Source organism: Streptomyces sp. NPDC048650 (genome assembly GCF_043199095.1).
In the GTDB taxonomy this organism is placed as follows: domain Bacteria; phylum Actinomycetota; class Actinomycetes; order Streptomycetales; family Streptomycetaceae; genus Streptomyces.
Genome location: NZ_JBICVM010000004.1, coordinates 399,861 through 416,049 on the forward strand (window position 1 = coordinate 399,861; position 16,189 = coordinate 416,049).

The 16,189-nt window shown below is 71.9% G+C and carries 12 protein-coding genes and 1 pseudogene; 11 read left to right on the top strand and 2 right to left on the bottom strand.

The window, feature by feature from the left end; translation table 11 throughout:
• Positions 1 to 55: 55 nt before the first annotated feature.
• The 5 genes and pseudogenes from ACGFML_RS14185 (at position 56) to ACGFML_RS14205 (ending at position 6,577) form a co-directional block, all read left to right on the top strand.
• The gene (locus ACGFML_RS14185) at positions 56 to 2,929 is read left to right on the top strand and encodes a glycoside hydrolase family 2 TIM barrel-domain containing protein (RefSeq protein ID WP_393543779.1); all 2,874 of its coding nucleotides are present in this window, start codon (positions 56 to 58) and stop codon (positions 2,927 to 2,929) included.
• Positions 2,930 to 3,004: 75 nt separating this feature from the next.
• Entirely contained in the window at positions 3,005 to 3,925 is a 921-nt protein-coding gene (gene mmuM / locus ACGFML_RS14190; RefSeq protein WP_393543377.1) for a homocysteine S-methyltransferase, read from the top strand.
• Positions 3,926 to 4,108: 183 nt separating this feature from the next.
• Positions 4,109 to 4,912: a basic amino acid ABC transporter substrate-binding protein gene (locus ACGFML_RS14195; RefSeq protein ID WP_393543378.1), complete on the top strand. Its 804-nt coding sequence runs from the start codon at positions 4,109 to 4,111 to the stop codon at positions 4,910 to 4,912.
• A gap of 11 nt (positions 4,913 to 4,923) precedes the next feature.
• A pseudogene (locus ACGFML_RS14200) lies at positions 4,924 to 5,708 on the top strand (amino acid ABC transporter permease).
• Positions 5,709 to 5,713: 5 nt separating this feature from the next.
• Positions 5,714 to 6,577, top strand: a complete 864-nt coding sequence (locus tag ACGFML_RS14205; RefSeq protein ID WP_393543380.1) for an amino acid ABC transporter ATP-binding protein — start codon at positions 5,714 to 5,716, stop codon at positions 6,575 to 6,577.
• A gap of 79 nt (positions 6,578 to 6,656) precedes the next feature.
• Here the strand turns inward: ACGFML_RS14205 and ACGFML_RS14210 are convergent, their stop codons facing one another.
• Positions 6,657 to 7,457 (bottom strand): hypothetical protein, encoded by an 801-nt coding sequence (locus ACGFML_RS14210; RefSeq protein ID WP_393543382.1) that lies wholly within the window; start codon positions 7,455 to 7,457, stop codon positions 6,657 to 6,659.
• A 266-nt stretch (positions 7,458 to 7,723) separates the two neighbouring features.
• On the opposite strand from ACGFML_RS14210, the gene ACGFML_RS14215 reads away from it, so the two are divergent.
• Positions 7,724 to 7,951 carry an acetylxylan esterase gene (locus ACGFML_RS14215; RefSeq protein WP_393543383.1) on the top strand — a complete coding sequence of 76 codons (228 nt, stop codon included), beginning with the start codon at positions 7,724 to 7,726 and terminating at the stop codon, positions 7,949 to 7,951.
• 13 nt (positions 7,952 to 7,964) lie between these two features.
• Here the strand turns inward: ACGFML_RS14215 and xylA are convergent, their stop codons facing one another.
• The gene (xylA, locus tag ACGFML_RS14220) at positions 7,965 to 9,128 is read right to left on the bottom strand and encodes a xylose isomerase (protein WP_393543385.1); all 1,164 of its coding nucleotides are present in this window, start codon (positions 9,126 to 9,128) and stop codon (positions 7,965 to 7,967) included.
• A 203-nt stretch (positions 9,129 to 9,331) separates the two neighbouring features.
• Between xylA and xylB the strand changes: the two genes are divergently transcribed.
• The 5 genes from xylB to ACGFML_RS14245 all read left to right on the top strand — a co-directional run bounded on the left by xylB (position 9,332) and on the right by ACGFML_RS14245 (position 16,160).
• Complete coding sequence (gene xylB, locus ACGFML_RS14225) at positions 9,332 to 10,762, top strand: xylulokinase (protein ID WP_393543387.1); 1,431 nt, start codon at positions 9,332 to 9,334, stop codon at positions 10,760 to 10,762.
• Between the two features lie 52 nt (positions 10,763 to 10,814).
• The gene (locus tag ACGFML_RS14230) at positions 10,815 to 12,098 is read left to right on the top strand and encodes an ROK family protein (protein WP_393543389.1); all 1,284 of its coding nucleotides are present in this window, start codon (positions 10,815 to 10,817) and stop codon (positions 12,096 to 12,098) included.
• 171 nt (positions 12,099 to 12,269) lie between these two features.
• Entirely contained in the window at positions 12,270 to 13,679 is a 1,410-nt protein-coding gene (locus ACGFML_RS14235) for a family 2B encapsulin nanocompartment shell protein (protein WP_393543391.1), read from the top strand.
• A gap of 192 nt (positions 13,680 to 13,871) precedes the next feature.
• A complete protein-coding gene (locus tag ACGFML_RS14240; protein WP_393543393.1) occupies positions 13,872 to 15,287 on the top strand; it encodes a family 2B encapsulin nanocompartment shell protein in 1,416 nt (471 codons plus the stop codon).
• Between the two features lie 243 nt (positions 15,288 to 15,530).
• Complete coding sequence (locus ACGFML_RS14245) at positions 15,531 to 16,160, top strand: N-acetylmuramoyl-L-alanine amidase (RefSeq protein WP_393543395.1); 630 nt, start codon at positions 15,531 to 15,533, stop codon at positions 16,158 to 16,160.
• Positions 16,161 to 16,189: the final 29 nt, after the last annotated feature.

Sequence of the window (16,189 nt, forward strand, 5' to 3'; positions counted from 1 at the left end):
ACCGGAGGCGGGCGTTCCGCCGTACTACGAGGACCGTTCGCCGGGCAGCGGGAGTCTGCCGCCGCGCGCCTGGTACGCGGCGTCGGACGCTGCCCGGCTCTCGCTGCACGGCACCTGGCGGTTCCGGCTCGCCACGACCGCCGCGGCGCACGACGAGTCCTTCGCCCGCCCGGACTTCGACGACAGCCAGTGGGAGGACCTGCGGCTGCCGGGCCACTGGCCGCTCAAGGGGCACGGCGCGCCGGCGTACACCAACACCGCCTACCCCTTCCCGGTCGATCCCCCGCGGGTGCCGGACGAGAACCCGACCGGCGACCACCGGCGCGTCTTCGACCTGCCGGGAGACTGGGGCGAGGGACCGGCGGTGCTGCACTTCGGCGGCGTGGAGTCGTGCGCCAGGGTCTGGCTCAACGGGCAGGAGCTGGGGCACTTCAAGGGCAGCAGGCTGCCGCACGAATTCGAGGTCGGCCAGTTGCTGCGGCCGCGCGGCAACGTGCTGGCGGTGCGGGTCCACCAGTGGTCCTCGGGCAGCTATCTGGAGGACCAGGACCAGTGGTGGCTGCCCGGCATCTTCCGCAACGTGTCGGTGCACCGCCGGCCCCGGGGCTCGGTCGTCGACCATTTCGTGCACGCCGGGTTCGACCACCTCACGGGCACGGGCACGCTGCGCGTGGAGTGCGAGCCGGCCGGACGGGTGACCGTTCCGGCCCTCGGCCTCGATCTGGCGACCGGCGAGAGCGCCACGGCGCCGGTACGCCCCTGGACGGCGGAGCGGCCGCATCTCTACGACGGCGAGCTGATCACCGCGGGCGAGCGGATCCCGCTGCGGATCGGGTTCCGTACGGTCCGGGTCGAGGACGGGCTGCTGAAGGTCAACGGCCGCCGCATCCTGCTGCGCGGCGTCAACCGCCACGAATTCCATCCACGGTACGGGCGCACCCTCGGCCCGGAGGCGATGCGCCATGACCTGGTGCTGATGAAGCGGCACAACATCAACGCGGTGCGCACCAGCCACTATCCGCCACACCCCGCCTTCCTCGATCTCTGTGACGAACTGGGGCTGTGGGTCGTCGACGAGTGCGATCTGGAGACGCACGGCTTCGCGCAGCAGGGCTGGCGGGGCAACCCGGTCGACGACGAGCGCTGGGAGCCCGCGCTGCTGGACCGGGCCCGGCGGATGGTCGAGCGGGACAAGAACCACCCCAGCATCGTCCTGTGGTCGCTGGGCAACGAGTGCGGCACGGGCCGGGGACTGTCCGCCATGGCCGCCTGGATGCGCGAGCGGGACCCGTCCCGGCCGCTGCACTACGAGGGCGACCGCAGTTGCGCCGACACCGATGTGTACTCCCGGATGTACGCGGACCACACCGAGGTGGAGCGCATCGGGCGGCGCGCGGAGGAGGCGCTGGACGACCCGGAGCTGGACGCCCGGCGCCGCCAACTGCCGTTCTTGCTCTGCGAGTACGCCCATGCGATGGGCAACGGCCCGGGCGGTCTCAGCGAGTACCAGCGGCTGTTCGAGAGATATGAGCGCTGTCAGGGCGGCTTCGTGTGGGAGTGGATCGACCACGGGCTGCGGCAGCGGACACCCGACGGCGGGGTCTTCCACGCCTACGGCGGCGACTTCGGCGAGGAGCTGCACGACGGCAACTTCGTCTGCGACGGGCTGGTCTTCCCCGACCGGGTGCCGTCACCGGGCCTGGTGGAGTTCAAGAAGGTCGTCGAACCGGTACGGATCGAGGAGGTGCCGGGCGGCGACGGCGCGACGTGCGCGGTCCGGATCACCAACCTCCACGACTTCGCCGATCTGGGGCATCTCACGTTCGTCTGGCAGTACGCGGTGGTGGGACAAAGCCGCGGTCACGGTTGGCTGGAGGTTCCTGCGGTGGGGCCCGGGGAGTCGGCCGAGGTGACGCTCCCGAGGCCGCCGGCGCCGGAGGACGGGGCCGGGACCGGGGAGGCGTGGTGGACGGTCCAGGCGCTGCTCGCCGCGGACACCCCCTGGGCGGAGGCGGGCCACGAGGTCGCCTGGGGCCAGATGCCTGCTCCCGTGCTCCCGCCCCCCGCTCCCCCGGCCACGGTGCGCGCCGCTCCGCGCCGCGGCGAGGGCAATGTGATCGTCCTCGGCCCGGGCACCTTCGACGCAACCAGCGGAGCGCTGCGCTATCTGGACGGCGTAGAGCTCGTCGGCCCCCGCCTCGATGTGTGGCGGGCGCCGACCGACAACGACGAGGCGGCACCCTGGCAGCCGGGGCCGCGCCCGGCGTCGGAATGGCGGCGGCTCGGGCTGCACCGGATGCGGCACCGCGTCGATGCCGTCGAGGCCGGGGCGGACGCCCTGGTGGTGCGCACCCGGATCGCCCCGGCCGCCACGGACCTGGGGCTGCGCACCGTCTACCGCTGGACGGCCGGGCCCGCCGTGCTGCGGCTGGAGGTGGCCGTCGAACCGGAGGGCGACTGGCCCGGGCCGCTGCCGCGGCTGGGGGTGACGATGGCGGTGTGCGGGAGCCTCGGGCTGGCCGAGTGGTTCGGCGGCGGCCCCGGCGAGGGCTATCCGGACACCGGGGCCGCGGCGCGGGTGGGCCGCTGGTCGATGCCAGTGGACGCGCTGCAGACGCCGTACGTCCGGCCTCAGGAGAACGGCGCCCGGCCGCAGGTGCGCTGGGCACAGCTGACCCGCGGCGACGGCTCCGGCCTGCGGGTCGAGGGTGACCCGCACTTCTCCTTCACGGCACGCCGCTGGTCCGTCGAGGAACTGGCCGCGGCCCGGCACACCACCGATCTCACGCCCGGCGACCGGCTCTGGCTGCATCTCGACCATGCACAACACGGCATCGGCAGTCAGTCGTGCGGCCCGGGGGTGCTGCCGCAGCACCGGCTGGAGGTGGCGCCGGCGCGGTTCTCGTTCGCGTTGTCGACCCTGGGATGACCCCTCGGCCTGCGGCGATACGATCCCGAGGACGGCCGCGTCCCCGCGTCCGGAAGCACCGAGAGGGTAGGCACCATGGTCGGCACGTCCCCGTCGTTCGTCGAAGCGCTTGCCGCGGGGCCCCTGGTGCTCGACGGCGGACTCTCCAACCAGCTGGAGTCCGCCGGGCACGATCTCAGCGATGCGCTGTGGTCGGCCCGGCTGCTCGCCGAGGAGCCCGAGGCCGTCGTGGCGGCCCATGAGGCGTACTACGCGGCGGGGGCGCAGGTGGCGATCACCGCCAGCTATCAGGCGACGTTCGAGGGGTTCGCACGGCGCGGTATCGGCGCCGCGGCCGCCGCCGAGCTCATGGCGCGAAGTGTGGAGCTGGCGCGCGAGGCGGCGCGCCGGGCGGAAGCGGGCGGGGCCGCCGGGCCACTGTTCGTCGCGGCGTCAGCCGGTCCGTACGGGGCGATGCTGGCGGACGGCTCCGAATACCGCGGCCGTTACGGGCTGTCGGTGGAGGATCTGGAGCATTTCCACCGGCCGCGGCTGGAGGTGCTGACCGCGGCGCGGCCGGATGTGCTGGCGCTGGAGACGGTGCCGGATGCCGACGAGGCCCGAGCGCTGCTGCGGGCGGTGCGCGGGCTGGGCGTGCCGGCGTATCTGTCGTACAGCGTGGCGGGCGACCGGACGCGGGCCGGGCAGCCGCTGGCGGAGGCGTTCGCGCCGGCCGCGGAGGCCGACGAGGTGGTCGCGGTCGGGGTGAACTGCTGCGCGCCGGACGACGCGGACCGCGCGGTGGACATCGCGGCCCGCGTCACCGGCAAGCCGGTGGTGGTCTACCCCAACAGCGGGGAGAGCTGGGACGCCGAGGCGCGGGCGTGGCGGGGCAGCGCCGCATTCGACACGGACCGGGTCGCCGGGTGGGTCGCGGCGGGTGCTCGGCTCATCGGCGGCTGCTGCCGGGTCGGTCCGGACGCCATCGCCCGGCTGGCGGCCGGCTTCGGCCGCTGAGCGGGGCGGGCGGCACGTCAGGGGGACGGCACGTCGGCGGGGCGGGCACCGCACGCAGGGCCCGGGGCAGCGTTACTCAGCCGCAACCTGCACGACGGCGGCAGAAGCCCTGGCCAATGGCAGGATGCAGCCAAATATCAGCATGCACGGCTTGGTTGCTCTTCATGTCGCCCTGGAGGACCCGTGTCCGCTCGCTCCGCGTTGCCCGTCATAGCCGCCGCCGCGGCCGTAGCCGTCCTGGCAGGGTGCACCAGCACCGCACCCGGTGGGAAGAAGAACTCCGGTTCCGAACTCGTCTCCGCCGGGAAGCTGACGACCTGCACCCACCTTCCGTATGCGCCGTTCCAGGTGAAGAAGGACGGCCGGATCGTCGGGTTCGACGTGGATCTGGTGGACCTGGTCGCCAAGGACATGGGGGTGGCACAGGAGATCGTCAACACGCCCTTCGAAGGCATCGAGACCGGCCAGGACTTCACCATCCGCAAATGCGACCTGGCCGCCGCGGGCATGACGATCACCCCGGCCCGCGACAAGGTGATGGATTTCTCCGACCCCTACTTCAATGCCACTCAGGCGCTGCTCACCAAGAAGGGCAAGCCCTTCAAGAAGGTCGAGGACCTCAAGGGCAAGAAGCTCGGCTATCAGAAGGCGACCACCGGCGGGATCTTCGCCAAGAAGCACGGCGAGGGCGTCGAACTGGTGGAGTTCGAGGATCTGGGACTGCTGCTGACCGCCGTGAAGTCCGGGCAGGTCGATGCCGGCATCAACGACAACGGCGTGCTCTTCGACTATGTGAAGCAGAATCCGGACACCGAGGTGACCGCGGAATTCAACACCGGTGAGCACTACGGCATCGGCGTCCGCACCGGAAACGACGCGCTGCGCAAGAAGATCAATGCGGCCGTCAAGAAGGCGAAGTCCGACGGGAGTTACGACCGGATATACAAGAAGTGGTTCGGCACCGCGCCGAAGAGCCCGCAGAACTGAGGCCGGCTCCGATGCCCCTTTCCAAACGACGGCGCGCACGGGTCGTCCGCGGCGTCCAGTACGGCGTCCTCGTCGTCGCGGTGGCGGTCTTCGCCCTGGTCGCCGACTGGCATCAGCTGCGGACGGCGTTCTTCGACATCGACGTCGCCAAGGCCCTCTTTCCCGAGATCATCACCACCGCCCTGGTCAACACCGTCGTCTACACCCTCCTCGGCTTCGGCTTCGGTCTCGCGCTCGGACTGCTGCTCGCACTGATGCGGCTGTCGTCGGTGCCGCCGTACCGCTGGATCGCCGTCACCTATATCGAGTTCTTCCGCGGGATTCCGGCGCTGCTGGTGTTCATCGCGCTGGGATTCGGGGTGCCGCTGGCCTTCCAGGTGGCACTCGACATGAACGTCACGGTGATGCTCTCGCTCGGCCTGGTGGGTGCCGCCTACATGGCGGAGACGATCCGGGCGGGAATTCAGGCGGTGCCCAAGGGCCAGACGGAGGCGGCCCGTTCGCTGGGTATGTCCCATGGGCGGGCAATGGTCTCGATCGTCATCCCGCAGGCGTTCCGGATCGTACTGCCGCCGCTGACCAACGAACTGATCCTGCTGACCAAGGACTCTTCGCTGGGTATCTGCTGGGGCTCTCCCTCTCCCAGTTCGAGCTGGCCAATTTCGGCCGGGACGCGCTCAACGAGCACAAGAGCCTGACCCCGATCCTGATTGCCGGGCTGTTCTACCTCGTGATCACCCTTCCGCTCGGCCACCTGGTCCGGCGGCTGGAAGCCCGTACCGCGAAGGCCAGGTGACCCGCATGACCACGGACCGGAAGACGGCGAGCGACCCGGACCGGAACCCGGCGGACGCCGCGGAGACCGCCAACGCCAAGGCCATCGACGTACGGGGCCTGCACAAGTCGTTCGGCGATCTGGAGGTGTTGCGCGGCATCGACTTCTCGGTGGGGCGCGGCGAAGTGGTGTGTGTCATCGGGCCCTCGGGGTCCGGCAAGTCGACACTGCTGCGCTGTGTGAACCTGCTGGAGGAGCCGAGCGCGGGCCATGTCACGGTGGCCGGCACCGAGGTGACCGATCCGGAGGTGGACATCGACCTGGTCCGGCGCCGGATCGGGATGGTCTTCCAGTCGTTCAACCTCTTCCCGCACCTGACCGCACTGGAGAACCTGACCATCGCCCAGCGGCGGGTGCTGCGCCGCGACCGCACCGCGGCGGAGCGGATCGCCCGCGCCAACCTGGAGCGGGTCGGGCTGAGCGACAAGGCGGCCGCCTATCCGGCGCAGCTGTCGGGCGGGCAGCAGCAGCGGGTGGCGATCGCCCGCGCGCTGTCGATGGATCCGGAGCTGATGCTCTTCGACGAGCCGACGTCGGCGCTCGACCCGGAGTTGGTGGGCGATGTGCTGGCCGTGATGCGCTCGCTGGCGCAGGACGGCATGACCATGCTGGTCGTCACCCATGAGATGAGCTTCGCGCGGGAGGTCGCCGACCGGGTGGTCTTCATGGACGGGGGTGTGATCGTGGAAGAGGGCGCGCCGGCGCAGGTGGTGGGCGCGCCACGGCACGCACGGACCCGGACGTTCCTGGCCCGGGTGCTGGATCCGGCGGCGGCGCAGGTGGGCGAGGTCGCGGACTCCGGGGCGGCGGGCAAGCGCGCCGACCGGTGACGGGTGGCGCGGTGCCGGCCGGGCGCGTTGTGCGTCCGGCCGGCGTCGCCGGGCCGCCCGCCCGCACCCGCCGCCCGGCTCAGGAAAGGGGTTTGGTGAGCTTCTTGGTGTTGGAGCGGTTGCCCATCAGGCTGCAGCTGACGGACTTGATGCCGATCTTGTAGCCGCGGATGTTGGGGAACTGGACGTAGGTGCCCTCGGCGGTGCCGGAGCGCTGCCGGGACGCCTTGCTCTCCAGCTCGCGCTTGCACAGCTTGGACGCCTCCGACTCGATGGCCGCGTCCGTCGTGAAGCCGGAGCCCAGACGGTGGGTGGTGACGACCTCGGCATCGTGCGGACCGTTGCAGGAGGCGGCCTTGTTGTTGCCGCCACCCCCCGCCGGCGCGTCGAAGCAGTCGCCCACCTTCATCCGGAAGAAGGGCAGGCTGCCGTCGGTGGGCGTCGGCATGGTGCTCGCCGGGTCCGTGTCGGTCGGCGTCGCCGACGGGGCGGGGTCGTCGGACGACGTGGCCGAGGCGGAGTCCGAGGGGGTCGCGCCGGAGCTGGAGGTGGCGGGCTGCGCGCGGTGCTTGGTGGCACCACCGCTGTTGAGCGCCACGACCGTGATGACGATCGCCACCACCAGGACGCCGCCTGCGATGATCGCCGCGATCACCTTTCCGTTGCCGCCACCGCCCGATGGCGGGCCGGACGGCTGCTGCCAGCCACCGGGGCCGGCCGGGCCGCCGGGGCCGTAGCCGCCGGACGGGCCGTAGCCGGCGGGCGGCTGGCTGCCGGCGGGCGGACCGTATCCGCCCTGGCCGAAGCCGCCGGCCGGCGGGCCGAAGCCGCCCGGGTTCTCGCTCGGCGGCTGGTTCGGCGGGGGCGGAGGAAAGCTCATGACAGAAATCATGGCTGCTTCCCGGGGCTCCGGACGACACGGTGACCAATCTGGAACATTCCGCGGCTGAACCGGCCTGCCGCCGGGCACAACTGACGACGGCCGGCACACACCCTCAAGGCCCGGAGGACTCCCGTGTTCACCGACCTTCCCCTGGACGAGCTGAGACGCTACCGCCCGCCCCTGCCCGAGCCGCCCGGATTCGACGCCTTCTGGCAGCGCACCCTCCGCTGCTGTGGCCGTCCGCCGGTTGCGCGACGCTGGTCATGGACGCCCGCGGGCCGAGCGGCCCCCACCGCCCCGGTGGCACGCCGGATCCGGTCGCCGCCACCGACCCGGGCGTACCCGGCAAGACGACCCAGGGGCTGCTCGACCCCGACGACTACTACTACCGGCGGCTGTTCACCGATGCGCTTCCTCACGCACATCCGGCGCACGATCGACATCACGGACGCGGGCCGCGGAGCCGGCGTTCGTCCGCGCTCTTCGGCTGACCCGCCGGGGCGCTCAGGCGGCGCCGAGCAGGTGGTCCAGGGCCAGCTGGTCCAGATGCTCGAAGGCCATGCCGCGCGCGGCCGCCGCCTCGACGTCGAAGGACTCGAAGGCGCTGCGGTCGGCCAGCAGCCCGGCCAGGCCGTCCTCGGCGGTGGGCCGGGCCAGCTGGTCCAGACGCGCGGCGCGCAGCGCCTCCTGGACCGCCGGGTCGGCGCGGAAGGCCGCGGCGCGCTCCTTGAGGATCAGGTAGTTGCGCATGCAGCCCGCGGCCGAGGCCCAGACGCCGTCCAGGTCCTCGGTGCGCGGCGGCTTGAAGTCGAAATGCCGCGGCCCGTCGTAGCCGGCCGTCTCCAACAGGTCGACCAGCCAGAAGGCGGACCACAGATCGCCCGCGCCGAAGCGCAGGTCCTGGTCGTACTTGATCCCGCTCTGGCCATTGAGGTCGATGTGGAAGAGCTTGCCGGCCCACAGTGCCTGGGCGATGCCGTGCGGGAAGTTGAGGCCGGCCATCTGCTCGTGGCCCACCTCCGGGTTGACGCCGTAGAGGTCGGGGCGCTCCAGCCGTTCGATGAAGGCCAGGGCGTGGCCGACGGTGGGCAGCAGGATGTCGCCGCGTGGCTCGTTGGGCTTGGGCTCGATGGCGAACCGCAGGTCGTAGCCCTGCTCGACGACGTACTGGCCGAGCAGGTCGAACGCCTCCTTCATCCGGTCCAGCGCGGCCCGAACGTCCTTGGCGGCGCCGGACTCCGCGCCCTCGCGGCCGCCCCAGGCCACATAGGTGTGGGCGCCGAGCTCGGCGGCGAGGTCGATGTTGCGGAGCGTCTTGCGCAGGGCGTAGCGGCGGACGTCGCGATCGTTGGCGGTGAAGGCGCCGTCCTTGAAGACAGGGTGGGTGAAGAGGTTGGTCGTGGCCATCGGGACGGCCATGCCGGTGGCGTCCAGGGCCTGCCGGAAGCGTGTGACGGCCGCCTCGCGCGCGATGTCGCCGGCGCCGAACGGGATCAGGTCGTCGTCGTGGAAGGTGACGCCGTACGCGCCGAGCTCGGCGAGGCGGTGGACGGATTCGACGGGGTCCAGCGCGCGGCGGGTGGCGTCGCCGAACGGGTCGCGTCCCTGCCACCCGACGGTCCACAGGCCGAAGCTGAACCTGTCCGCGGGTACCGGCTGATGACTCATGCCGAGACCTCCCTTCGCCCGGCCCCGCATTCGCGAGGGGCGCGCCTCCCGATGACTGGCTCACTGCGTTCACTCATCGCGACTCCCCGGCCATTTCGTCAACTGGCTTTACAAATTCCGTCGCGGCCAAACTAATATGCGGCAGCACGCCAGGGAACCCCCGGGAACCGGGCCCCGGACCGAGCCGTTGAGGAGAGTGCACGATGGGCGCACAGGCAGCCGGACCGCTCGTCGTCGGCGTGGACAGCTCCACCCAGTCCACCAAGACGCTGGTAGTGGACGCGGAGAGCGGTGTGGTCGTCGCCCGGGGCCACGCGCCGCACACCGTCAGCGGCGGCGAGGGCAAGGAGAGCGACCCGAGGCAGTGGTGGCGGGCGCTGGGCGAGGCGCTGCGGCAGTGCGGGGACGCCGCACGGCAGGTGTCCGCCGTGTCCGTCGCGGGACAGCAGCACGGCCTGGTGACGCTGGACGCCACCGGGGAGCCGGTGCGCCCCGCGATGCTCTGGAACGACGTGCGGTCCGCGCCCCAGAGCGAGCGGCTGATCGCGGAGCTGGGCGGCGCCGCGGCCTGGGCGGAACGGACCGGAAGCGTGCCCGGGCCGGCGTTCACGGCCGCCAAGTGGGCCTGGCTGCGGGAGAACGACCCGGAGGCGGCGGCCGCCACGGCCGCGGTGCGGCTGCCCCACGACTACCTCACCCAGCGGCTGACCGGCGAGGGCGTCACCGACCGCGGCGACGCCTCCGGGACGGGCTGGTGGGCGTCGGACACCGAGTCGTACGACGCGCGGACCCTGGAGCACATCGACCTGTCCCCCGACGCGCTGCCGCGGGTCGCCTCCCCCGGGGAGGCGACCGGAACCGTCCACACCGGCGATCTACCGCTGCCCCACGGCGCGTTGGTGGCGGCCGGCACCGGGGACAACATGGCGGCGGCGCTCGGCCTGGGCCTGCGCCCCGGACAGCCGGTGGTGAGCCTGGGCACCTCGGGGACGGTCTACGCGGTCTCCACCCACCGGCCCGCCGACCCGACCGGCACCGTCGCGGGATTCGCCGACGCGCGCGGCGACTGGCTGCCGCTGGCCTGCACCCTGAACTGCACGGTCGCCGTGGACCGGATCGCGGCACTGCTCGGCCGGGACCGCGAGGCCGTCGAGCCGGACGGCAGCGCGGTGCTGCTGCCCTTCCTCGACGGCGAACGCACCCCGAACCTGCCCGCCGCCGCGGGCCTGCTGCACGGACTACGGCACGAGACCACCGCGGGCCAGGTGCTCCAGGCGGCCTACGACGGCGCGGTGTTCACCCTGCTGCGTGCCCTGGACCGGGTGCTGGACGAGGGTGCCGCGTCCAGCACCCCGCTGCTGCTGATCGGGGGCGGCGCACAGGGCGTGGCCTGGCGGGAGACGGTGCGGCGGCTGTCCGGCCGCCCGGTGGTGGTCCCCGATGCCCGGGAACTGGTGGCCCTCGGCGCCGCGGCCCAGGCGGCCGGGCTGCTGCTGGGCGAGGACCCGGCGGCGGTGGCCCGGCGCTGGGGTACGGCCCGCGGTGCGTCGTACCCGGCGCGCGAGCGGGACGAGGCGGCTTGGGAGCGGCTGGCGGCGACGCTGGCGCGCGGCGCCGAACTGCTGCGGGGGTGACGAGCCGCACGCCCCGCGCCCGCCCGCACGCACGCCCGTCCCGAGGAGTCCCGTGTCCACCGCCGACACCCAGCGCGCCCTCCGCCGCCGCAACCTGTCCCGGGTGCTGCGCGTGGTGGCCGCCGCGGGAACGGTGTCCCGGGCGGGGGTCGCGGCGCGCATCGGGCTGACGCGGGCGGGGGTCGCGCCGCTGGTGGACGAACTGCTGCGGGTGGGGCTGCTGGTCGAGGCCGGGCGGGCGGCCCCCAGTGGGCGGGGCCGGCCGGGGAGCGAGCTGGCGGTCAGCGACAGGGGCCCGGCAGGGATCGGGGCCGAGATAGGCGTCGACCACCTGGCCGTGTGCGCGGTGGATCTGCGCGGCCGGGTCCGCGCCCGGGCGGCGGCCGGCGCGGCCAACCGGCACAGCGCGCCCGGGCCCGTGCTCCACCGACTGTCCGCGCTGCTGGGGCAGGTGGCGGCGGAGATCGCCGACGAGGGACTGCGGCCCGCCGGCCTCACCGTCGCCGTCCCGGGCCTGGTGGCCCGCGGCTCGGCGACCGTCGTCCACGCCCCCAACCTCGGCTGGCGGGCAGCGGATCTCGCCCCGGGTCTGACCGCCGCCCTCACCGGCCGCCCGGACGGACGGGCCGCGGACCACGCCCCCCTGCCCCTCGCCGTCGACAACGAGGCCAACCTCGGCGCGCTGGCCGAACTACGGCTCGGCGGCGACGCCGGCGGGCCCCTGCCACCGGCGGATTTCGTGCATGTCTCGGCGGAGGTCGGGATCGGCGCCGCGGTCGTCGTGGACGGTCAACTCCTGCGGGGAGCCCGGGGTTTCGCGGGCGAGCTGGGACATGTGCCGGTGTATCCGGACGGCCGCCCGTGCGACTGCGGAGGCCGCGGCTGCCTCGAGCAGTACGCGGGGGAGGCTGCCGTACTGCGCGCGGGCGGGCTGACGCCCCAGCAGGCGGCGGCGCACCCGGGGCCCGGGGCCCGCATCGCGCTGCTCGCGCGGCGAGCCGCAGACGGGGACGCCGCCACCGTCGGGGCGCTGCACGAGGCGGGGGCCGCACTGGGCATCGCGCTCGCCGGGGCGGTGAATCTGCTCGATCCCCGGACGGTGGTCCTGGGCGGCGCGCTGGCGCGGCTCGCGCCCTGGGTCCTGCCCTCCCTGGAAAGGGAGTTGGCCCTCCGCACGGCCGTCGCCCCGGCAGCAGCAGAGCCCGGCGGATGCCCCGTGACGGTCTCCCGGCTCGGCGCCGACGGGCCGCTTCTGGGAGCGGCACACGACGCATTGCGCACGGTCTTCGACAATCCTGTTCCTTCCTGCGCCCCGGCACACTCTCCCCAGGGCTGAACTGGCTAAACCTTTCCATGGAAAGGGATTTCCATGCCACCCATTCGAGCGATTGTGCTGATTAAAACAGCACCGCTATCTTCGGTTCAGCGAGCCACCGGCGAGGCGAACTCCCTTGAATAGGGGGTGTGTTCCGGCAGTGCCCGCGCCCTTCAAGAGATTGGCGGAGTTGTGACGATTGCCGACGAGACGGTCACCGGAAGCGCTGAGGATGCCTCGCATTCGAGTCTGACCACCACCGCAGCACGGAATTTGGCGACCACCACCAAAACCGTTCCGCAGATGCAGGGAGTCACCTCCCGTTGGCTGCTGCGACTGCTGCCCTGGGTCCAGGTCTCCGGTGGCACGTACCGCGTCAACCGCCGGCTGACGCACACCGTCGGCGACGGTCGCATCGACTTCGATATCTCCGGCACCGATGTCACCGTCATCCCCGAGGAGTTGCGCGAGCTGCCCGCCCTGCGGGACTTCACCGACACCGAGGTGCTGGCCGCGCTGGGCGAGCGGTTCACCCAGCGCGAATACGCCCCCGGGGAGCTGATCGCCGAGGCCGGCGCCCCCGGGGACCGGCTGGTGCTGATCGCGCACGGCCGGGTGGACCGCATCGGCACCGGCAAGTACGGCGACGCGACCGTACTGGCCGCACTGGCCGGCGGCGACCACCTCGGCGACACCGCCCTCATCGTCGACGACGCGGCCTGGGAGTTCAGCTATCGGGCCGTGACCCGCGTGACCGTCATGACGCTGCCCCGGCAGGCGGCCTCGGAGATCATCGATCGCGCCCCCGAGCTGCGTGAACACCTCGCGAGCATCGGTCAGGGCCCGGTGCTTCCGGCGAACGCCAGCGGGGAGTCGGCGGTCTCGGTCGCTTCCGGACACCACGGTGAGCCATCGCTGCCGAACACCTTCGTCGACTACGACCTGGCGCCGCGGGAGTACGAACTCAGCGTCGCGCAGACGGTGTTGCGCACACACACCCGCGTCGGCGACCTCTACAACGACCCGATGAACCAGGTCGAGGAGCAGCTCAAGCTGACCATCCAGGCGCTGCGCGAGCGCCAGGAGCACGAGATGGTCAACAACCGCGAGTTCGGGCTGCTGCACAACGCCGACCTCAAGCAGCGCATCCACACCCGCAGCGGCCCGCCCACCCCCGACGACCTCGACGAACTGCTCGCGACGGTCTGGAAGGACCCGGGCTTCCTGCTCGCGCACCCCAGGGCGATCGCAGCGATCGGCCGGGAGTGCAGCGCCCGGGGGCTCTACCCGACGGCGGTGGACGTCAATGGGCACTCGCTGCCGTCGTGGCGGGGGGTGCCGATCTTCCCGTGCAACAAGATCCCGGTGACCAAGGAGGGCACGAGCTCCATTCTGCTGCTGCGTACCGGCGAGGAGAAGCAGGGCGTCGTCGGCCTGCACCGCAGTGGAATTCCCGACGAATACGAACCGAGCCTCTCGGTGCGTTTCATGGGAATCGACGACCGGGCCGTCATCAACTACCTCGTCAGTGCCTACTATTCGGCGGCCGTTCTCGTCCCCGATGCGCTGGGCGTCCTCGAGGACGTGGAAATCGGTCACTGAACGGCTGGAATTGCTCGGTCGGGCAAGAGGCGGCGGACGGTAATTCCCAGCGGCTCGTGACCGGCCGCCAGGCGACGGGCCGATCGGTCCGGCCGCACTCTCCCGCCCCCGCCCTCCCCCGGCCGGCGCTCCGCACATCCCGCGGCACTCCGCAGTAATCACAGCACCGATCAGAACAGGTGAACTTTCTCCATGAGCACATCCGTGGATCCGACCTCCGGCCCGCAGGCGTCCGACATCGAGCAGAACCGTTCCAGCCTGGACACCGCGGCCGCGCGCAAACTGGCGACCACGACCAAGACCGTGCCGCAGATGCAGGGGATCTCGTCCCGCTGGCTGCTGCGCGTCCTGCCCTGGACACAGGTGTCCGGCGGCACGTACCGGGTCAACCGCCGCCTCAACCACACGCTCGGCGACGGCCGGGTGGAGTTCGTGACGACCGGCGCCGACGTCCGCGTGATCCCGGAAGAGCTGCGCGAGATGGCGCCGCTGCGCGGCTTCACGGACTCCACGGCGCTGGAGGCCCTTGCCGACCGGTTCGCCCAGCAGGAATTCGCGCCCGGCGACGTGGTGGCGCAGGAGGACCATCCGGCGGACCGGATCATCCTGATCGCACACGGCAAGCTGGAGCGCCTCGGCACCGGAAAGTACGGCAACGAAACGGTTCTGGGGACGCTGGCCGACGGCGGCCATCTGGGCGACGCGGCGCTGCTGGCCGCTGACGCGACGTGGGAGCAGACCGTTCGGGCGGTGACCCGGGTGACGGCCCTGACCCTGTCGCGCGCCGACTACGAAGAGGTGCTGGGGCGGTCGGAGGCGCTGCGCGAGCATGTCGAGGACTTCCGGGCGGCGCTGGTGCCGGCACAGAACAAGCACGGTGAGGCGGCGATCGAGGTGGCCGCGGGCCATGTCGGCGAGCCGTCCCTGCCCGGCACGTTCGCCGACTACGACCTGGCGCCGCGGGAGTACGAACTCAGCGTCGCGCAGACCGTCCTCAAGATCCACTCGCGGGTCGCGGACCTCTACAACGACCCGATGAACCAGCTGGACCAGCAGCTGCGACTGACCGTGGAGGCGCTGCGCGAGCGCCAGGAACACGAGATGATCAACAACCGCGAGTTCGGACTGCTGCACAACGCCGACCTCAAGCAGCGCATCCACACCCGCAACGGCGCGCCCACGCCCGACGACCTCGACGAGCTGATCTCGCGGCGTCGTAAGACCCAGTTCCTGCTGGCGCACCCGCGCACCATCGCGGCGATCGGGCGGGAGTGGAACGCCCGCGGCATCTACCCGACCGGTGCGGAAGTGGCCGGAACCCCGGTCCGCGCATGGCGGGGCATTCCGCTGCTGCCCTGCAACAAGATTCCGGTGAACCCGGACCAGACGAGCTCCATCCTCGCGATGCGGGTGGGCGAGGAGAACCAAGGCGTGGTCGGTCTGCACCAGACCGGCATTCCGGACGAGTACCAGCCGGGGCTGTCGGTGCGCTTCATGGGCATCAATGAGCAGGCCGTCATCAAGTACCTGGTCAGCACGTACTACTCGGCCGCGGTCCTGGTGCCCGACGCCCTGGGCATCCTGGAGGACGTCGAGATCGGTCACTGAGCGGCAGCGGTCCCGTCACCCGGGTGCCGCGCCCCCGTCCGTCCGCCAGGACCGGGGGTGCGGCACCCGGGTGACGTCCGATCAGGTGCTTGTCGTTTTTCTGACCTGCGGAGTTCCGTCTTTGGTCGAGCCCATTGGCAGAACTTCCCTTCTCTTGGCAGAGAGTGAGCTGTTGCGCATCATGAACGCATCACCCGTGTGTGGCATGTACGCGACCATCTCCCGGTTCTGTCAGGAGTTCACATGGAGCCCGACCGCCACTCCCCGGCCCGCAGACGCCTGCTCACGTGCGCCGCCGTGATCGCCGCGGCCGCCGCCCTCGGCCCGCTCGGCGCGGGCACCGCGCGCGCGACCCCGCTCCCCGACGACCTCATCGACGCCGACGGCTATCCGCCCCTCCACTGGACCCCGGCCGACCCCGCCAACTTCACCAACGCCGACCGCCCGGACCAGTACCCGATCGAGATGGTCGTGGTGCATGTGACGCAGGAGACGTTCGCCGACACCATCAAGCTCTTCCAGGACCCGGCCCACAAGGCCGCCGCACACTACGTCGTCCGGTCCGCCGACGGCTATGTCGGGCAGTGCGTGGACGAGAGGGACGTCGCCTGGCACGCCGGGAACTGGGACTACAACACCCGCACCATCGGCATCGAGCACGAGGGCTGGATCGACGATCCGAAGTGGTTCACGGACGCGCTGTACAAGCAGTCCGCGCTGCTGACCGCCGCCGTGTGCGACCGCTACGGAATCCCCAAGGACCGCGAGCACATCATCGGCCACGTCGAGGTCCCCGGCACCGACCACACCGACCCGGGACAGTACTGGGACTGGGCGCGGTACATGGAGCTGGTCACCGCAGCACACCACTGAGGTGCGGCATCGGACGACACGACGGCCGT